At 58.8% G+C, this 20045-nt stretch carries 13 protein-coding genes; 6 read left to right on the top strand and 7 right to left on the bottom strand.

Going from position 1 to position 20045, the window contains the following annotated elements; genetic code table 11:
- The first annotated feature begins 202 nt into the window (after positions 1 to 202).
- On the top strand, positions 203 to 634 hold the full coding sequence (locus RSSM_RS34875) for a hypothetical protein (RefSeq protein ID WP_160168162.1): 432 nt from the start codon (positions 203 to 205) through the stop codon (positions 632 to 634).
- Between the two features lie 274 nt (positions 635 to 908).
- Here the strand turns inward: RSSM_RS34875 and RSSM_RS21200 are convergent, their stop codons facing one another.
- Together RSSM_RS21200 and RSSM_RS21195 are read right to left on the bottom strand one after the other, a co-directional pair.
- The gene (locus RSSM_RS21200) at positions 909 to 1997 is read right to left on the bottom strand and encodes a leucine-rich repeat domain-containing protein (RefSeq protein ID WP_008683693.1); all 1089 of its coding nucleotides are present in this window, start codon (positions 1995 to 1997) and stop codon (positions 909 to 911) included.
- Between the two features lie 308 nt (positions 1998 to 2305).
- The gene (locus RSSM_RS21195) at positions 2306 to 5488 is read right to left on the bottom strand and encodes an O-linked GlcNAc transferase (protein ID WP_236621288.1); all 3183 of its coding nucleotides are present in this window, start codon (positions 5486 to 5488) and stop codon (positions 2306 to 2308) included.
- 135 nt (positions 5489 to 5623) lie between these two features.
- Between RSSM_RS21195 and RSSM_RS21190 the strand changes: the two genes are divergently transcribed.
- Positions 5624 to 7327 carry a sulfatase gene (locus RSSM_RS21190; RefSeq protein WP_236621287.1) on the top strand — a complete coding sequence of 568 codons (1704 nt, stop codon included), beginning with the start codon at positions 5624 to 5626 and terminating at the stop codon, positions 7325 to 7327.
- A 288-nt stretch (positions 7328 to 7615) separates the two neighbouring features.
- Here the strand turns inward: RSSM_RS21190 and nagB are convergent, their stop codons facing one another.
- Entirely contained in the window at positions 7616 to 8359 is a 744-nt protein-coding gene (gene nagB, locus RSSM_RS21185) for a glucosamine-6-phosphate deaminase (RefSeq protein ID WP_008683685.1), read from the bottom strand.
- A 199-nt stretch (positions 8360 to 8558) separates the two neighbouring features.
- Here nagB and RSSM_RS21180 point away from each other — a divergent pair, with 199 nt between their 5' ends.
- The 3 genes from RSSM_RS21180 to RSSM_RS21170 all read left to right on the top strand — a co-directional run bounded on the left by RSSM_RS21180 (position 8559) and on the right by RSSM_RS21170 (position 14041).
- Complete coding sequence (locus RSSM_RS21180; RefSeq protein WP_008683683.1) at positions 8559 to 9131, top strand: hypothetical protein; 573 nt, start codon at positions 8559 to 8561, stop codon at positions 9129 to 9131.
- Positions 9128 to 10759 carry a citramalate synthase gene (gene cimA / locus RSSM_RS21175; protein WP_044303193.1) on the top strand — a complete coding sequence of 544 codons (1632 nt, stop codon included), beginning with the start codon at positions 9128 to 9130 and terminating at the stop codon, positions 10757 to 10759. Before RSSM_RS21180 ends, cimA begins: the two co-directional genes overlap by 4 nt.
- 192 nt (positions 10760 to 10951) lie before the next feature.
- Entirely contained in the window at positions 10952 to 14041 is a 3090-nt protein-coding gene (locus RSSM_RS21170) for a valine--tRNA ligase (RefSeq protein WP_008683679.1), read from the top strand.
- Positions 14042 to 14249: 208 nt separating this feature from the next.
- On the opposite strand, the gene RSSM_RS21165 is transcribed toward RSSM_RS21170, so the two are convergent.
- The 4 genes from RSSM_RS21165 to RSSM_RS21150 form a co-directional block, all read right to left on the bottom strand.
- Entirely contained in the window at positions 14250 to 14699 is a 450-nt protein-coding gene (locus RSSM_RS21165; protein ID WP_008683677.1) for a hypothetical protein, read from the bottom strand.
- Between the two features lie 230 nt (positions 14700 to 14929).
- Positions 14930 to 15727: a hypothetical protein gene (locus RSSM_RS21160; protein ID WP_144060005.1), complete on the bottom strand. Its 798-nt coding sequence runs from the start codon at positions 15725 to 15727 to the stop codon at positions 14930 to 14932.
- A 381-nt stretch (positions 15728 to 16108) separates the two neighbouring features.
- Complete coding sequence (locus RSSM_RS21155; RefSeq protein WP_044303192.1) at positions 16109 to 16291, bottom strand: hypothetical protein; 183 nt, start codon at positions 16289 to 16291, stop codon at positions 16109 to 16111.
- Between the two features lie 175 nt (positions 16292 to 16466).
- On the bottom strand, positions 16467 to 17918 hold the full coding sequence (locus RSSM_RS21150) for a DUF1598 domain-containing protein (RefSeq protein WP_008683672.1): 1452 nt from the start codon (positions 17916 to 17918) through the stop codon (positions 16467 to 16469).
- Positions 17919 to 18608: 690 nt separating this feature from the next.
- Here RSSM_RS21150 and RSSM_RS21145 point away from each other — a divergent pair.
- Positions 18609 to 19910, top strand: a complete 1302-nt coding sequence (locus RSSM_RS21145; protein WP_008683667.1) for a hypothetical protein — start codon at positions 18609 to 18611, stop codon at positions 19908 to 19910.
- Positions 19911 to 20045: the final 135 nt, after the last annotated feature.

Genomic DNA, 20045 nt, shown 5'->3' with positions numbered 1-20045 from the left:
AAAACATGTCGCGGAAACCGGGAAACATCGCCCGGAATTAGAATCGCGATGCGTCTCGACGACAACGCCTTGACGGCGACTCAGGCGTCGGCGTTCTCCGCCTCGTAGCTGGCTCGCCAAAGTATCCGACGGTTCACCTCGACGTCGCGTCACCCGGGCTGGCAGCCTCTCGCGAAGTCTGGCCACTCCGGCTACGGGGATTTTGGTAATTCCATCGGCGCATAAAAAAAGCGGACGACATCTCGAATTGGTGTCGCCCGCTCTGATCGTATCAACATGGTTACCGTTGCGGCTTAGTAGCAGCAAGGATCGCAAGGAACGCAGCACTTTGCTGCTTTACGAGCGGCGCAACGCTCTTTCAAACGAGCGAAGAAGCCCTTGCGTGGTGGCTCGCAGCAAGGATCGCAAGGATCACAGCAAACTGGTTCTGGTGCTGGGCAGCAAACAGGAGCTGGTGCTGGCTCTGGGCAGCAAACAGGTGCTGGAGCTGGCTCTGGGCAGCAAACAGGTGCTGGGGCAGGTTCTGGGCAGCAGACAGGTGCTGGCTCAGGGCAGACAGGCGCAGGTGCTGGGCAGCAAACTGGTTCTGGCTCCGGGCAGCAAACTGGTTCGCAGCAGTCAGACTTCTTCTTGAAGCAACCAAACAGACCAGCGTCGGCTTGAGGAGCAGCAACGGAACTGACAACGGCGAGCAATGCAACAGCCAAGATCGTACGAATCATTTTAACTCTCTCCAAAATGGGGGTGTGTCTCTCGTCGGACGACGAGGCAATTTGGGGAGAGTTTACGGGCTAAGCCCATTGCGTCAACTGGGCAAAACATCCGGCGCCCCCAAATCGACGCCACCTTCCGACCGAGCCGCTGAAGTGCCCGCCTCGTAAGCACTAACGCACGCCGTTAACGACGATTTAGTGCACATGTGCGTGCGGATCGCGGTCGTGATGCTCTTGATTGACGTGAACATGCAGTTGGGGGTGATTGCGGAACAACCACGACCATCCGGTCTCGGTAACGGCGGGATCATCGAGATACAGCGACTCGAGCCTCGGGAGAGTGGTCAATGTTTTCAAACCGTCGTCGGTCACGGGCACCCCGATTAAGTGCAGTCCACGCAACGTTTTGAGTTCGGCGATCGCCCGACAACACTCGTTGCTCAGCCGAGGCGAACCGAGCCGGAGCTGTTTTAATTTTGGCAGTTTTTGTAGTTTTCGAACGCCCTCGGTGGTAATTCTGGAGTGCGGCAGGTTCAGCAACCACAACTTTTTGCTGCCCGTCAGACTGACGATCCCTTCGTCGGTAACTGGCGACAACCGCAGTCTCAGATGCTCCAGGTCGGGTAATTGTGCGATGATATCGAGCCCTTTGTCGGTGACAACACCCTGGTCGATCAGCACCGTATTGAGGCGTGCGAACGTCTTTGCCGGCTGTGCAGTATCGCGCGAACCGGCAGTGTGACGGTCGAATTCATCGTCCTTCGAGTGTTCCGCTGCGGCGCGCTGGGCAGCGGACTCCCGGGCGTCCTCATCTTCGGCGGACGAACCAGCCACCTGGGCAGATTCCTCGGCCAAAATTCTTTGCTGTTCCGCCGCGTCGATGGACTCTTGGATGAGCGTGTCGAGAGGCAGTTCGTCTAACAGCTCATCGTTGATCTCGAGATCAAAGAAATAGAGCCGATTGGACTCCCCTTTAAGGATCGATTCGACCTGCTCGGCGAACTGTTCTCGGCTAGACGTCTCGACGGTCGGCGTGGTTTGCTCGGCAACCGGTTCTTCGTCCTGCAGGCCTTTCCAGACAAGCACCGCCAAGACGACTACGAGCAAAAACCCCGCCATCCCGATCAGCGGTTTCTTCATACGACGGAGCACCGCCAATCGACCGCCGGGTGATTGCTCCGCGGCGGAGTCGCCGTCGACTTCCTCCGCAACATCGCCAGTGGTGTCGGTATCCCCAGCCGTTGCGGCGGGATTCTCTTTAGCATCGTCAGGGGGCGCGTTCATGACAACAAAACTAGCGTCACTCGCAGCCGGACGTCAAAGGAGGTTTTATCAGAACCACCGCCGGGTCAGACGGTGGCCATTTTGTATCGGTGCATCGGGGCGTCGAAAAATCGAACACCCCGATGCATTCGCGTTTTCGTTGGGAAACTGAACTGCCGGGACGATTGACCCAGTAATCTTCGCGGCAGGATAAACATTTCCGTCAGCCAGGCTGATTGAGAAGCAATTCCCGCAAATCAACGACTCAACAACGAAAACCTTTGTCTTGGTTACTCGTGTTGGTGGGTATCAACTCCAGCTACCGTCTGTCAACGTTGTTTTGCTGAATTCTTTTCGAACCGCTCGACCTGCTCGTACAGATGCCACTGTCCGGGGTCGTCGATCAGGCAGCCCCGCTCGATCAAAAGTGCTTCGCCTGGATTGCCCATCCGGGCCAAAATTTCGGCGAGCGTGTCTCGGTAGATCGAACTATCGGGTTCAAATCGAACCGCGTGACGAGCCAATTCGAGCGATTTGGGCAGTTCGATGCTGTTCATCGCCGCCCCCCAAGCCACGTTGTTGGCCGTCACGGCATCGGCCGGGAAAGACCGCAAGTGATCATCCGCGGCGGCGAGCATCCGCCCGATCGACTGCTCGACTTCTTCCCGCATGCCAATTTGTTGCAATTTGGGCAGGATCGCTTCAGCAGTCGTGATGTCCATTCGGTCGAGTTGGTGCAGTCGTTCGAGCAGCTTCTGGGCGTACTCCTGACGTTCATCGCTCGGTGAACGAGTCATTTCAACGATCGCGAGTTCGAGCTGCTCCCGGGCGATCAGCCTCGGATAAACCAAGTACAACTGCGGGCGAAATTCGACCCCGGTCAATGTTCCCGCAAAAGCAATGTCGAACCATCTCACCGCCCGCTGACGCAGTTCGAGCCCTTCTTCGGTCAACGGTTCGATCTGTTTCGACTGCATCGCGGACTGTGTCTTGGACACGTCGGTCGCGGTCGCTTTTCCGGCGAACTTCTGATAGTTGCGTGCGATGTCGATCAACGACTGCGTTTCGTCGGAAGTGATCGCCGTGATCATCAGCAATGACCGGTACACCGCATCGGCCGCCTCCCACTGACCACACTCGGCCAACACATCGGCGATCTGCTGCCGCATGTCCGTCGATGGGGTACACGCCATCGCCTGGATTTGTTTCAAAATCGCATCCGCCGTGTCGGTGTCGCCGCGATCGCGAGCCAACCGAAACTGTTCGCCGACGGCACGAACCCCGGTCATCACATCGTCACGGTAACGCAGGTTTCCGTCGGTTTGCGCCGATGCGACCGCGTCCCAAATTCGTTCGAAGGTTTCGAAATCCGAAGCGATCGTTCCGCCGAGCCGATACTCCTTGGCGAGCGTGTAGGTCGCTTCCAAGTCACCGGTGGCGGCCTGTTTTTCTAGGAACGGTTCGGCGAGGTCCGCCCGACCGTGAGCGAGAAACAAATCGCTCCAAACCTCCGGCGCTCCGACGAAGAAGTCCTCGAGGTTCGGATCCGCGTTCACCTTCCGACGCAGCGATCCGTCTTGCAACGCCTGGAAAAGTCCGGCGATGAGTTGTGAGTGTTTGCGTCGGTCCTGCTCCTCCGCGCGGGCGATCTCACACGCGATACGAAAGGCGGATTTCGCGGTGACGTCGGGCGATTGCAAGCGAACATAATGCGACAGGATCTCGAGCAATTGAAACTCGTCCGACACGGCAATCCGGCTGATCAAACTTTGGCTGACCACCGACGCTTCGTTTTCCCAAGGACGCATCCCCAGGTCAATCATCCAATCGGAATGCGTCGTCCACAAAAGGGCCAACAACACATAATCGCGTACCAGATACTCGCTCGATCGGTTGACCCGTTTGGCGTGCAGGTTCTTCAGTGACAACCGATCGGCGATCCGCCACGCGGCCTCATCGTGGCTGACTTCATCGAACAATCGAATCAGCGTGAACATGGTATCGATCTCGGGTGCCAACCCGGTCTCGCTCAACCGCGCCGCTTCGGCGAGCCGTGCCGAATCGTCCGAAATCGATGCTTCATAAAGATCGCGTTGAGCGTCGATGGCGGTGTCGATCCACGATTCGAGCTGCGTGTCGATCTGGTCGGCAGGGAACCCCAAAAGAGCCAACGCGTCGGCGGCGCGTGACGCATCCATCGCCACGATCGCGGCGTTCGCCTTGTCCATCTCGCCGAGAACGTTCAGGGCCGCGTCGACTTCACCGTGAATCAACAAGGAACGCCACACGAGATTTTTGACGTCTCCGGCGATCGGTGCGGAGGGATCACCGCCGAACGAAACCAAACCTTCCACCGCGGCGGCGCGAGTTTGCTCATCGTGACAACGATCCGCGGCGATCAACGCGTCGGACCAATGACGAATCGCTTCTTCGCGGTAGAGCGTCATTTGCGGCGTCTCCTTGCGGTCGTCTTCCGGTTGGCTCTGACGCAGTCGCTCGGCCGCCTTCTCGAACGCTTGAGCCGATGACCGAGCCGCCGAGGCAATCGCCTCCCACTGCGACGTCACCATCCGAACGACGCGGACGAGTGGTTGCTGTTTCCGCGACAGCAAACCGGCCACGGGGTCACCCACACGATTCGAAGCCACCAACTCGCGTTGTTGTAATTCGCGATCGGCCTTTCGAGCGACCTTCATCGCCTCATCAATTTCGCCATCGAGGAGATGCAGAAGACAGTCCGCCTGAGCAGCCAACTCCGGCGTCCAGGCTTCCATCGCCGGCGTTTTGAGGCGCCGCCCTTCGGTCCGCCCGTTCGCGTCGTCGGCAAACAAGCGTGCCCAGTCGCGGCGGCAAACCGCCATCTCTTTGGTGCTGCAGGCGACGTCGAGAAACTCGAGCAGTTGTCCCGTCTGCTGCGTCTGCACCGCCACTCGGGCGTAGATCGGAAACCGTTGATCGAGCGTCATGGAGACCCGCGCGGCGACCGATTCGAATTCGAGCGTTCCGGTGGCCTCTTTCATCGCGATCGTCGCGGCGTCGAAACGTCCTTCCTCGAGCAGCAATTCGATCGCCTCGACCGGCTGCAATCCGGCGAGCTGCTTGGCGAGCCCCGGCGGCGTGTCGGCGAGGATCCCGCGTTGCCATCGCCCGAGCACCCACCGCGCCCGTTCGGCGGTTTCTAACTCCTCGCTGCGTGCGGCCGCTAAAACGGCATCTCGGTACCGGTCTCGATCGAACCACAACTCGAGCGTCGAGCGGCGGCGCAGCGAAAAGTCTCCCCCGCCGAGCGGCCCGAGTGTTTCGGCCCCCGTCGGAGATCCCGACCGAGAACCCGACGGCGCCCCCGAAAGAGCTTCCGCAGAGCTTTCTGCAGACCGATTCGGTGAGTCCACCTGGTCCGCCCCGCGGGCACCCCCGCCGGTCACCAGCAGACACCCAAACGCCAGCGACGCGAACGCGATCGCTGGACGCCCCACACGTTCGGACCGGTCAAAGAAATCGATGATGTTCATGACCACGATGATACTCAAGAAATATGAACGCCGGCGAGCGATCGCCACAAACACGCGGGCGACCAGGCTCTAAGATAGCAAAATTGCGATTTCACATTCTGTCCCCTGCAACCTGTCACCTGCAACGGAAACACCATGCGTCCTTTTCCCCACGCTTTCGCACGCAGAGAGCCCCGCCGATGCGGTCGATTCACCCGCCAAACGCCTTCCCGCGGACAGCCCGGCGCCGAGCTGAGCCAACCGGATCTCGATGAGAGCCCGCAAAACCCACACGGCCGAGTTGCGAGTTGGCACCGTGTGGTTTTCTCGGCAGTGATCCTCACCGTCGTTGCTACAGGGGCGGGCTCGGCAGCCGATGCCTCGGAATCGGCCGATCCCGATGCCAAGGAGGCTACTCAGCCGAACGTGTTGTTCATGATTTCGGACGACCTCAACTGCCGAATCGGCTGCTACGGCGATCCCGACGTTTTGACGCCGAACCTGGACCGCCTCGCCGCACGTGGGGTTCGCTTTGAGAACGCATACTGTCAATTTCCACTGTGCGGGCCCTCACGCAACTCGATGCTCTGCGGGTTGTACCCCGACTCGACCGGGATCTTGGCGAACTCGCAGATCTTTCGCGAAACCATCCCCTCCCACCAATCACTCCCACACGCCTTCCGCCTGGGCGGCTACTTCTCCGCGAGAATCGGAAAACTGTATCACTACAACGTCCCTCGCAGCGTCGGCACCAACGGACACGACGACCCCGCGTCGTGGGAGATGGAAATCAACCCGATGGGCTGCGATCGTTCCGTCGAGGAACCCGACATCTTTTCGCTCAAGAAAGGTAGCTATGGCGGGACGTTGTCCTGGTACGCGTCACCCCGCCCCGACGGACAACACACCGACGCGTTGCTCGCCGAGGAAGCCGACTGGGTTCTCGAACGATGCTCCAAAAGAAATGACCGTCCCTTTTTTCTCGCGGTCGGTTTCTATCGTCCCCACACACCCTACGTGGCTCCCGAAAAATACTTCCGGCACTACCAACTCGACGAAATGCCGTTGGCCGAAAACGTCGACGAAGATCTCCGTGACGTCCCACCGGCGAGCCTGCTGAGCCACAAGAAAGAACACGAACTCCTCAACGATCCGCTTCGGCGACAAGCCATCCAGGCCTACTACGCGAGCATCACGTTCATGGACGCACAAGTCGGCAAGGTACTCGACTCACTCGAACGACACGGCCTGGCCGACAACACGATTATCGTCTTCACCAGCGACCACGGGTATCACCTCGGTGCCAAAGGCTTGTGGCAGAAAAGGAGTTTGTTCGAGGAGTCCGCTCGCGTCCCGTTGATCATTTCCACACCGCAGGGCCGCAGTCAAGGCAAAGTCGCAACTGCCCCGGTCGGGTTGATCGATCTCTATCCGACGCTCGCCGACTTATGCCAAGTCGATGCACCGGAGAACCTTCAGGGTCAATCGCTGCGTCCGATGCTCGACGATGTCACTCACGCCGGACGCGGGTACACGATCTCGCAGGTGACGCGGAAATGGGGTAAGCAAAAAAGCCTCTTCTTCGGGTACACGATCCGAACCCAACAATATCGTTTGACCCTTTGGGACGACGCCAAGCAAGGTGTCGAACTCTACGACCACCGTGCCGATCCGGCAGAGCGAAATAACCTCGCGTACGACGAATCGGCTCCCGACTCGAAAACGCAAAACCAGGAGATTCTCTCGACGATTGAGTCCCTCACGCGGCTACTTCACGACGAGATCGCTCGCGGCATGCCCGACGACGGACGCCCTGCACCAAAGCCCCGCAAATGGGTAATCGACCTGACGAATCCCTAAATACCGGCTCACGCTGCCAACCCTGAACACCGCGCGGCTTCGAACACGAGTCCGTCCGCAACTCGGCGACTCGTCCTTTCAGCCAGCTTTTATTCAGCGTAGTGGATCTTGTTAAAGATCCTGCTGCATGAGGATCTTTGACAAGATCCACTACCACCTGCCGACAACAAACTACGTCGGGCTCGAGAGCATTTCGCAATCCGACGTGTCCGATCCCTGTCTCTGAATTCGTCTGGATTCAGGCCACCGCAGTCTGGCGACATCGGCTACATCACGCTTGAAAATTCTCTAGCAACGCTCTGGCAGCAGGGCGGCCGCGGCGGCGTCGAGAACAAAGTGCACGTCGGCGTGGTTTTGCAGAAAAGACGCCGGGTTGCCGGTCGTCACCGGTCCTGTGACCGCATCGGCGACCGCGTCGGCTTTTGATTCACCGGTCGCCAACAAGACGATTTTGCGGGCACGCAGGATGGTCGAAATGCCCATCGTGATCGCCCGCCGAGGCACGTCGCTTTCATCACGAAAGAATCGCGAGTTGCTGCGGATCGTTGACGCCGCGAGGTCCACCACTCGGGTGACCGAATCCTCCGCCGTCCCCGGTTCGTTGAAACCGATATGCCCGTTCGTCCCGATGCCCAGCAGTTGCAGATCCACGCCGCCGGCCGATCGCACCAACATTTCATACTGTTCGGCAGACTGACCGAGATCGTCCGCCCGTGTGTTCGGCAGATGGGTGCGACCGCGATCGACGTTCACCTGGCCGAACAAGTGTTCGTTCATATAGTGAGCGTAACTTTGCGGGTGTCCTGGCGACAGCCCCACGTACTCGTCCAGATTGAATGTGGTCGCTCCGGCAAAGTCCAACCCCGTGTCATGATGCCTTCGGACCAACTCTGCATAGACTTCCAAAGGCGTCGAGCCTGTCGCCAAACCGAGTACACAAGTTGGTTTTTCGCGAAGAATAGTGGAAATGCAGTCCGCAACGGCGCGTGAGGCGTCATCATGACTAGGGTAGACGGTGCACTGGATCCCCACGTGTTGGGCCTTTTGCTGAAGGAATTCGGGTCGTGACGCCTCCCGTCTCCCGGGACAGGCTCCGGCGGCGGGGAGTCTAACATGGCCCTACAGGAAAACCACGCCGCAGGGTACAACAAGCACTCTCGCGCAGGCGTTCTGCGCCGAGAAACATCGGTATCACCCCCTCTGAAACCGGCCTTAGTAGCACTTCAACGTCATGGCGAGAATCGGAATCGTTTTCGGATTGCTACTATTTGGCCTCACAATCGCGGGCCTGAGCACGACAACGCAGAAGACATACACGCAGTTCATTCCGATGATGTTCGGAATCCCGCTGCTGTTCCTCGGCGTGGTGGCGTTGAACCCGCATCGTCGACGTGAATCCGTATTTGTTGCGTTATTGCTGGCTCTTTTGTGCACGGTCCTGGGCAGCGGTAGGTTGATTTCGCTGTTCTTCGCGTGGATGTCGGGGGATCACATCAACCCGCTTTCGTTGCGGTTGGTGGCCGGGATGACCCTCATCGGTGGAATCTTCGTCGTCGTTGCCGAACGTTGGCGACGGACGCGAACCCAACGGGGTTCAACACCGGCGTCAACCGATCGAACGAGCGTTTCCGTCGAATCGGCAAAATCGGCGGCCGAGGCGGTCGACCAATCGGCAACCGTCACAAGGGCGAGAACCGACAACGAAAACCCGTACCAATCGCCCGCGATCTTAGACGCATCCGGCCCCGTCTCGCCATCGACCTCCGCCCCAACTAGCAAACTGACCGACCGTACCCCGAAATGACAGCTCCTTCCGTGTCCCCCACCCCCATCGCCATGTACGACACCACCTTGCGAGACGGATCGCAGGGAGAAGGTGTGAGTTTTTCGCTGCAGGACAAACTGAACATCGCACAGCGGCTCGCCGAAATCGGGATCGAATTCATCGAAGGCGGCTACCCGCTGTCCAATGAAAAGGACGTCGCGTTCTTCGAAAAGGTCCGCGACCTCGACCTGGGTAACAGCAAAGTCTGCGCGTTCGGAATGACCCGCCGACGCAGCATGAAGGCGGAAAACGACCCCGGCATGAAGGCACTCGTCGCCGCCGGCACACCGTGCTGCACCATGGTGGGAAAGACCTGGGACTATCACGCCACGGAAGTCCTGCGGGTCACGCTCGATGAGAACCTCGCGATGATCGGCGAGAGTGCCGAGTTCCTCGCCAAACACAGCGAGGTCCTCTACGACGCCGAGCATTTCTTCGACGGCTACAAAGCCAACCCGAAGTACGCCATCGAAACCCTCCGCGCCGCTGCCTCGGCCGGTGCCAAATGGTTGGTCCTGTGTGACACCAATGGCGGTTCGCTTCCCGAAGAAGTCGCCGCGATCACCACCGCTGCTCGCGAAGGATTGAGCGACTACGACGTGCAATTCGGCATTCACTGTCACAACGACAGCGAACTCGCCGTTGCCAATTCACTCACCGCCTTGGACGCCGGTGCGACCCAGGTCCAAGGGACGATCAACGGGATCGGCGAACGCTGCGGCAACGTCGACCTGATCGCGATCATCGCGAACCTCGGACTGAAGAAACCCAACTACGAGGTGCTCGGCGGCCGACCGCTCACCCAACTCACCGAACTGAGCCGGTTTGTCTACGAGACCGCAAACCTGCAGTGGCGAGGCAACCAACCCTTCGTCGGCCAAAGTGCGTTCGCCCACAAAGGCGGCATGCACGTGCACGCGATCAACAAAGCCGCGAAAACCTACGAACACATCGACCCCGAACTGGTCGGCAACGAACGACGGATCCTCGTCAGCGAACTGTCCGGACGCAGTAACATCGAAGCCGTCGCTGGCAAACACAACCTCGGCGAAGACAAGGAGTTGATGAACAAAATCCTCGCCGAAGTCGTGCGGTTGGAAAACCAAGGCTACCAATTCGAATCGGCGACCGCGTCCTTCGATTTGTTGATCAAACGAGTCAGCGGCACGTTCACGCCGCACTTTGAAACGATCAAATACCGAATCGTCGCCGGTGATCGTGATGTCGAGAACCATGTCGCGTTCGCCGAAGCGATCATCAAACTGAAAGTCGGCGACACCCTTTGGTTCGACGCCGCCGAAGGTCACGGCCCGGTCAACGCCCTCGACGCCGGACTCCGCAAAGCACTCACCGGTGCCTATCCACAACTCGGCGAAGTCAGCCTAATCGATTACAAAGTCCGCGTCGTCGACTCGGCATCCGGGACGGCGGCCTCTATCCGCGTCAACATCGAGAGCACCGACGGCAAAGAAACCTGGGGCACGATCGGCGTCAGCGATAACATTATCGAGGCGAGCTGGAGAGCACTCGTCGATAGCGTCGAATACAAACTGCACCGCGAAGCCGCGGCATCCAAACCCGCGTTGGCGCAGACGGTCGGTTCTTGAACCCTCCCGGTCGGCTCGCCAAGATCCGGGCTGACCTGCCCGAACATCCGACCGTCCTTGATGTCCCTATCAGCAATAACGCCGTCCGCGAAAGCCAATCGTTTTCTTATCACTCGCACACCAATAGCAGGATGCTACTAGCTCGTCGCTACTAGCTGAACGCTAGAAACCTTCAGCCTATCCCGTCCTTCCATGATTCCGATTCGTTTTGATCACGCCGACGCCGCCCAAGGAATCCTTCAACAATGGGAATCGGCAAAGTGCTCGCACGCGGAAGCATCCAGCGACAAACCTCCTTTCTCGGTCGTCATCCCGCCGCCCAACGTGACCGGCGCTCTGCACCTCGGCCACGGACTCAACAACACTCTGCAGGACATTGTCGTTCGTCGCAAACGCATGCAAGGATTCGAAACCTTGTGGATGCCCGGCACCGACCATGCCGGGATCGCGACCCAAGCGGTGGTGGAACGCCGGCTCAAAGAGAACGAAAACAAAACGCGACACGACCTCGGACGTGAGGCGCTCGTCGAGCGTATCTGGCAATGGAAGGATCAGTACGAACAACGCATCCTCGACCAACTCAAACGCATGGGCTGCAGTTGCGATTGGGAGCGACTTCGCTTCACGCTCGATCCGGTCTGCGCCGCCGCGGTTCGCGCCACATTCTTCGACCTGTTCGGTAAACAACTCATTTATCGCGGCAAACGTTTGGTGAACTGGGACACGTTCCTGCAAACGGCCGTTTCCGATGACGAAGTTTTCAACGAAACCAAAAAGGGACACTTCTATCATTTGAAGTACACCGTCATCGATCCGAAACCGGGTGAACCCGAGACCATCGAAATCGCGACGACTCGCCCCGAAACCATGCTCGGCGATACCGCAGTGGCCGTGCACCCCGATCCCGCCACGGCATTGGATCGAGTTGCAGAAGGACTCAAGGAAAAGCTCGCCGACGCGAGCGACAAGGAAAAACCCGCCATCGAAAAACAAATCGATGCACTGGAGAAACGCCGTGCCGAAATGCTCGACGCGCTCATCCAATTGCGTGACATGGCCGCCGACGGACGACACGTTCGACTACCGCTGCTCGATCGCGAAATCCCGATCGTAGCCGATGAGTGGGCCAAACCCGAAATGGGTACCGGTTGCGTGAAGATCACACCGGCCCACGACCCGAACGATTACGAAGTCGGGCTGCGTTGCGAATTGCCCATGATCAACGTGCTCAACCCAGACGGCACGATCAACGCCGAAGGCGGCAAGTACGAAGGGCTGACCATTCCGAAAGCCCGCAAAGCCGTGGTCGCCGACATGGATGAACTCGGACTGCTCGGCGATGTCGAAGACCGCGACATCGAACTGCCTACGAGCGACCGCAGCAAAACGCCGATCGAACCCTACCTCGCCGACCAATGGTTCGTTGCCATGGACAGCCTCGCGCAGTCAGCGATGGACGCCGTGACCGACGAGCGAGTGCAGATCTTCCCGGAACGTTATCGCAAAGGCTATCTGGACTGGCTCAGCGAGAAACGCGACTGGCCCGTCAGCCGACAACTGTGGTGGGGACACCGCATTCCGATTTGGTCCAAAGGCGGACTCTCTCAAACCGAAGCCAACGAACTGTCGAGTAAACTCGATAAACTCGCCGAACAGCATCCAGACCAAATCAAACATCGCATCGATCCCGACGGCGAAGAAACCAAAGCCGTGTTCGTTTGCATCCGCGACGAAGACGAAACGGTTGAATCCGATGTCAAAGCACTCGGGCTCGAACAAGACCCCGACGTGCTCGACACATGGTTCTCGTCCGCATTGTGGCCGCACAGCACCCTCGGGTGGCCGGCCGAAACCGCGGAACTGGCAAAGTTCTACCCAACCTCGACGCTGATCACCTCGCGTGACATCATCACGTTGTGGGTCGCGCGGATGGTGTTGATGGGGCTCAATAACGTCGGCGAGATCCCCTTCAACGAAGTGTTCATCCACCCCAAAATTCTCGACGGACTCGGCGAAACCATGTCGAAGTCCAAGGGCAACGGCGTGGACCCCAACGACGTGATCGATAAATTCGGTCCCGACGCGTTGCGGTTCGGCCTCGCCCGTCTCGCCGGTGACACCCAAGACGTACGGATGCCGGTGCAGTACGAATGCCCGGCGTGCGAAAAACTGATCGACCAAACCAAGAAGAACCGCTCGCTGCCGAAACTCGATTGCCCGGCCTGCGGCAAAGCCTTCTCGACCCAGTGGGCGGAAACCGAAGAAGACAAAGCCCTACCCAAGGGCGCGGTCGTCAGCGAACGGTTTGAAACGGCTCGGAACTTCGTCAACAAACTGTGGAACGCGTCGCGATTCGTGCTGATGAACCTCGAAGGATTCACGCCGCAACCGATCGACGTGCCAACGCTTCCGATCGAGGACAAGTGGTTGCTCAGCCGCCTCGCAAGTGTGACGCAGCAGGTGAGTGATGGGATCGACCGGTATCAGTACAGCGATATCGCCGCGATCCTCTACAACTTTGCGTGGGACGAGTTCTGTAGTTTCTATGTCGAAATCGCCAAACCGCGCCTGAGCGACCCCGAGCAGAAAGTCGCGACTCAAAACGTGATCGCTCACGGACTCGATCAACTGCTGCGATTGCTCCATCCGATCATGCCATTCGTGACCGAATCGGTTTGGGGATATCTCGGTGAACTCGCTCCAACGCGTGGCGTCCCTGAACCGGCCGAGGCGGGTAAGTTTGTCATGACCAGTACCTGGCCCGTTGCCCAGTCGCATCATCACGACGTCCAGATCGAACGCCAATTCAGCGAGTTCCAACAGATCGTCGGGGCGATTCGTCAAATCCGCGCGTCGCAGAACATCAAACCGAGCGACACCGTTCCGGTTGCGATTCGTTGCGATCAGTCGTCACGTGAATTGCTCGAACCGATGAGCGCCTACTTCAAAGGACTCGCCTCGGCGGACATCGTAGCAATCGGCCCAGACGTGGAACCGTTTGAAACGGACGCCCACATCAAACTCACCGAAGTCAACGTGGACGTCCATGTCGACCTCGATAAGTTCATCGACACCGAAGCGGAACTGGCGCGACTTCAAAAGGCGGCAGAGAAAACCAAAGGGCAGATCACCGGCAAAGAAAACAAACTCAACAACGAGAGTTTTGTCAGCCGTGCCCCCAAAGAGATCGTCGATAAGGAACGCGAATCACTCGCCACTCTTCGCGAGCAATACTCGACTATCCTCAAAGACATCGCCCGTATGGAAGCCAAGAAATCCTAAGGATTAGGTCCGCTTCTCGCCCGGAACGCTTTCAAAAAAGACCAATCACGTAACGACCCAAAGTAGGCCGGATGAAGGAGGCTTTGCAACGCCCATCCGGCAATCGTGCGATTGCCGGAACGTCGCTGCACTTGGTCCAGCCTACGAACCACCAACTGAATTCTGGCGAACCCAGCTACTGAGATCGGGCACGTCAAATTTTAAAATGCTACTGCGATCGCGAGAGGAAACCTCGAATCGCTTCCAAGACTGCGACCTGCTTTCGCGGACTCATTGCCCCCACCGAAGTTACTGAGATCTTCCCCTCGCGGGTCTGCAACTCGACGACGCCCGCATGCGCGGCCCCGCCACCGCCCGTGTTCCGATTGACCGACGAAATCTGATTCAGAGGGACCTCGGTTTCCTTTCGATGAATCGGCCGAACGGATTGCACCAAGACGCTCGGTTCGCCGACTCGGAACGTTGCCACTTTGTATTCGAGCAGCGACATGGCAACGACCACGACGAAGGTAGGGATTGCGGCATCAACCCAACCGATCCGTCCACGCGCCGACTGAATCACCACGGCGCCGAGAACAACAATACAAAACGCGGCGATGAATGTGGGATAGCTTCGTATTACCAACGATCGGTCGTCAGCTTCAATTCGATTGATCATAGTTTTGGTTCGGGTTTTCAACGCGGCGAAACAGCCACGCAAATAGAATTCGCTCAGTCACGTCAGATTGTTTTCAGGCAGCAAAAATCAACCAACGAGGCGCGCCGTACAACATGAAATCTCAACACCTGGAGCGATTCAAAAAACGACGTAGCCGATGTCGCCAAACTTCGGTGGCCTGAATGCTGGCATAGTTAGCGACGGGGATCGGACACATCTAACCGAACCGCTTATTCGGCAACCGCATCGGCGGGCTGATACTTTGCGAGCCGGACGAAGATCGCGCAGAGCAGCCCGATCGCAGCCAACGCACTTTGGGGCGTCCAACACAGGAAAATCCCCATCAAGACTTTATCGAAATCGATCCCCAACTTCTGCCCGACGACCATCGCGACAACGATGAGCGAAATTGCACACGGCATGAGGATGATCACTCGTTGCTGCCATGACAAACGGCGCGGCAACATCGCGAGCAACACGAGGCCGAGTGGCCCGAGAGCATAGATGCACACCAACGTTTCTCGCCGCACCGCAAACCGAGTGGCGAGCATCGCCAACACCGCCGCCACCGTGGTCGCAATCATCAGGCTCTGGATACTGAACTGGATCGGTTGGTTGGCCTCGTTTTCATCGCGGACGTCCACGTCAGCAAACGCCGCAAGCATCAAATCATTCAGCCATGGGGACTTCCACGCGGCGAGAATCCCGATCGGCAAACTCATCACGAATGCAACGAGAATGTTCGCACCGATCATGGGGTAGTCGGCAAACAAACCGCCATAGGTGTTTCCCGACTCCCAAATTTCAAACGGGAAACCGATCGATTCCCCTCGCATCCGGACCTCACCGAGAAGGCTGCCCCAATGATCCGAACGCCAGAAATAAGATAACGCGTTCACGCTGGCCATCGCCAACATGCCGAATGCCAAACCGCGGATCAACCAACGTGGCTTCGCTCCGAAGGTCGCGATGAACTCGGCGCGTGCTCGCTCACGATCTTCTTCGGACGCATCAGACGTCTCGGTCATGAGCACACCCTCGGACAAACGCGAAGGTTTGTAGTCGGCGAACGACGGGCACGACACCCAACGGCGACAGCCCAACAGCGACGCTGGCTGAAGACGACGCTGCCCGAACACAAAAAAGGGGCACCCATACATGAAATCGGTGCCAGAAACGATCAATCGGCACCAGCAAGACGGCGTCGATACTGGGCTACGCCAACAGCGATCGTTTGCTGCTTGTCTCGATGCCGAGTCCTTGATCTAGTTTACGGTTGAGGCCGTAACGAAAAGTCGCGAAGACTTTCGGCGATTCACGGGCCCTACCAAAACTCATAGCGAGTTTAGCTACCCGCACACGAAGCCGTCCCGGGCCACTAGATCCTCGAATCTTTACTTAGCGAAGCTCTACTTAGCGGCTGCGAGCGAACGCAGTTCATCGAGTTCGACGCTCAAACGGTGACGCAATGGGCTTTCGTCACGCAGTTCCGTTTCGAGCAATTCTTCAGCTTTGTCGAACGTTTCTTCTGTCGGGTTGGGAGTGTTGACGATTTCGCGGAACATTCTTTCGACAGCGGATTCAGTAAGCACGGGAGTACCTTGTGTGGAGTGCGGGGGCGGACAGGGTCAGATCGATCGGGCGAAACCGGAGAGACCGAATGCACTCAAAATGAACGCATCCGATGCTCCATCATAAGATCACTTTGCCCGGCCACAAGTCCAACACACCAACGTTTCGAACCGTTCTCGGGGGGGTAGCGGACGATCAGTCCCACCACCACTGCCCGGGCTCGAGGTCGCTCGGTCCGGCCGCGTTCTTCTTATTCAGGTTCTCGCCACTGGCGTCGACTTCCATGCGATCGCTGTTGAACGCGACGCGCGGTTGCATGTTGACGCCACCACCGAGCGGTGTCATCAACGTATTTCCACGCCAAATCGCATTGACCGCTGTCTCGACTTTCTCAGGCGCGGTGTAGGTTTCGACGGGCAACTGCGACTCGTCGCCGAGTACCGGCATCGTCCAATCCGCTTGGGCATAGAAGTCTTGTTCTTGGATGTACGCGGCAGCGATCGCAAGATCGATCAACTGCTGCAACTCCGCGTAGACCCGCACTTTGCTGGCGATTTGCGGGTACTTATCGGTGAATTCCTTGGTGAACGCTTGGCTGGCGCGGTTTCCGCGGCCCGCCATGACGCGTTTCCCATTGCCCATCACTCGTTCGCCTTCGCCGACCAATTGGACACCACGTTCATTGATTCGCATTGCCATGCGATCGTCACTGACCGACACGCCGTCGTAGTTGGGTTGGAAATACCAACGCTCCAAAGCGTTCGCGGCCACCGCTTGAGGGCTGGTTCGCGAAACGTAGCTGCGAACCGGAACGGGCAATTGCTCCAAACCGATCCCGATCAACTTCATCCGGTAATCGGCCTCCACGAGCACGCGGGCGAAGTGTGTCGCCGCTGGGATGCCTTTGATCGTGACCGTTTGCAACCCGAGGTTTTGCTTGAGACCTTGGACCAAACGCATCGTGTCGCCACGGTTCGCTCGGCCACCGACCGCCGCGAGGAACTGCTGCATGCGTGCGAGCCCTTCGGGGGTTGGGTCGATCGACACCGAAATGACTCGCGTCGGCGGTGCGGACGGCGGGTAGGCTCGCAAAGCGGTCGCGACATCTTCGAGCAACAGCGTTGGCCGACCGGTATTCATGCCGACGAAACGCTCCGTCGGATCGGCCACGAAACCTTCGGCCGGCCCGGCGATTACGATGTCTTGGGTATCTGGGTAAAAGAACACGTACTTCACGGTCGTCAAACCGGCGACGGCGAGAATATCGTCAGGCAAATGACGATCCGCAGCAATGTGTTCGGCGACAACCTTCTCGAGACGATTGAGCGAAACCTTTCGCAGGTCGCTGCGACGCATGACGTCATCGGTCTCGGCTGCCCGGCGGGCCTGCATCAAACGCTGCCTCGCCAAACGAGGATCGACCGTTCGGACCTTCAGCACACCAGTGGCATCCACGTCCACACCGGCAATCGGGTTACCGAAGATGATGGTATCGCCGCCATCATCGCCACCATCCTGCGCGGTCGCAATCGAAGCGGTCGACGCGAAAACGGAAACAGCAAGAAGGCATCCGATCGCACGGAACAATGAATTGGAAAGACCGCAGGAAACCGGAGCGGGAAGGAAGCGGCGGAAAGTTGCGTTCATGAGTGGGCAGATTCGGCGTGGAAGAGACCACCGTCACGGAGGACGGCGGGGCGGTCAGCGACAGCGACTGTATATGGGACTCAGGATAGCTCGACGGTTTGATAACGGCAACAAAAACGCAGTCAAACCTGCGAAAACCTGTTCAAAGCCTCCCCTTTGTCGGCCAATCCGTCACCGCCCGGTCGGTCATCGGTGCGGGTCATGACGACTGCAACGACTTTGTGGACAGCGTCTCTGAGGGCAACCTGGCGTTGAAGACAACGGGGACCCTGAACATAACGGGGCCCCAGAGGACAACGCCCCGACTCCGCCACGAGTTCCTACTGGCCCGGTTCCTACTGGCCCGGTTCCTACTAGCCCGGTTCCTACTCGGCCCGGTTCCCACTCGGCCCGGCGCACGATCGAGCCCCGGTTGCTGGCCGCCGGCGAGCGTTGCCAGAGCCGTGCCGCGGATCGCTCACACGTGCGGCCGGATTGGGAAAGCCGCTCGACTCGAATCGGGATTCGCCGAAATGGCCTCACTCCGGACATCTTTCCCACACCGTACCGCTTTCCTCGCCCATGCGATTGGACACCGATACGGCTGAGATTCATCGAATTTCGACATCGAATCTTCACGATCGGGGCAGCGCCAGGGTAGCGTATGCGGCACCTGATGGAGCCCGATTTTCACCCCATAAGCAGAAGCCGATGACCCAAGACGACTTTGACGCCTCCGCCTCCGATTCCCCAATCGATCCCGCCCAAACCGATGCCGCCGCGCCGTCGGAAGCGTCGGCTACCCCCGCCACCACTCATCCACGTTTTGACGCGTCGGAAGTCTACGAAGACGTCCCCGACGAAGACGAAACCGCCGTCGCCACCGCGGACGCGAGCGATGCCGATACCGCTGCAATGTCGGATTCCTCGTCTCCAGAAGCCTCCTCGTCAGAATCACTGGCTTCCGATTCCCTGGCTTCCGATTCCCTGGCTTCCGATTCCCTGGCTTCCGATTCCCTGGCTTCCGATTCCCTGGCTTCCGATTCATCGACTGCCGACGAATATGAAGACGTCACCGACGGCCCAGTTGCCGCCGCGGCTACAGCCGAGTTGACTGCATCGGACGACCCCACCGCCGCGATCGATGACAGCCCGGCTTCGGACGATCCAGAAGCGGGCTTCAAACCTGCCGGCAGCGATGAGGAACTCGTCGAACTGCAACAACCTTTCGTCGGCCAATGGAACTCCCTCGTCAGCACGACGAACTGGGAAAAAGGCCGCATCATCAGCGAATGGCGAGAAGCCTTGATCGAAGCCGGTGCCCCGGTCACCGACTACTCCGACGAAGCATGGGCATCCCGCGTCGGTGGCGTGACGTCGCCGCACGTCGGAAGGCTCCGCCGTGTTCACGACCGGTTCGGCGATCAAGCCAAGACGTATCCGACGTTGTACTGGAGCCACTTCCTCGCCGCGTTGGACTGGGACGACGCCGCTCTCTGGCTGCAAGGTGCGGTGGAAGAGAAGTGGTCCGTTTCGATCATGCGTGAACAACGATGGAAAGCAAACGGAGCCGTCGAGTCGGATCGTCCCACCGGCAGCCAAGTCATCGAGGTCGACGTCGACGAGGACACTCCGGACATCGGTACCGCACCAGCCCAAGGCGGCGGATCGACACGCGATTACGACGGCGACACCGACGGCGTTGCATCCGGACCGGCCTACGAGGCCCCTGACTTCGGTGACGAATCGGAACTCGCGGCACTGCCCGAAGGCAACAACATGAACGACGCCAACCAAACCGAAGGTGGTGGCGGAGTCGGTGTTGCGGACGAGCCAGCCCCATCACCGATGCAGCCGTTCGCGGGACTTCCCGAACTGCCCGACGACCTCGCCGACGTCATCGAGTCACTCAAACTGTCGATCCTTCGCCACAAGTCGGCCGGGTTTGAAGAGGTGGAGGCCGATGTGATTCGACGTTACCTTGACGCGGTCAAAATGCTGATCGAGTCCTAACAGCCCCGAAGAAAGAGGCAGCTCCGGCGAAGGCCGGATCCAGCCAACGGAGCGGGCGCGAGTAAGCACCTGGGGGGCGTTGGGCCAGTCCGACCTGCGATCTCGCAGGGTCGCTTGCCCCCGAGGCCGGCGTCT

The sequence above is a fragment of the Aporhodopirellula sallentina SM41 genome, from assembly GCF_000346505.1.
In the GTDB taxonomy this organism is placed as follows: Bacteria; Planctomycetota; Planctomycetia; order Pirellulales; family Pirellulaceae; genus Rhodopirellula; species Rhodopirellula sallentina.
Note: the sequence above shows the minus strand (reverse complement) of the source record. Positions and strands in the feature narration are given on the sequence as shown.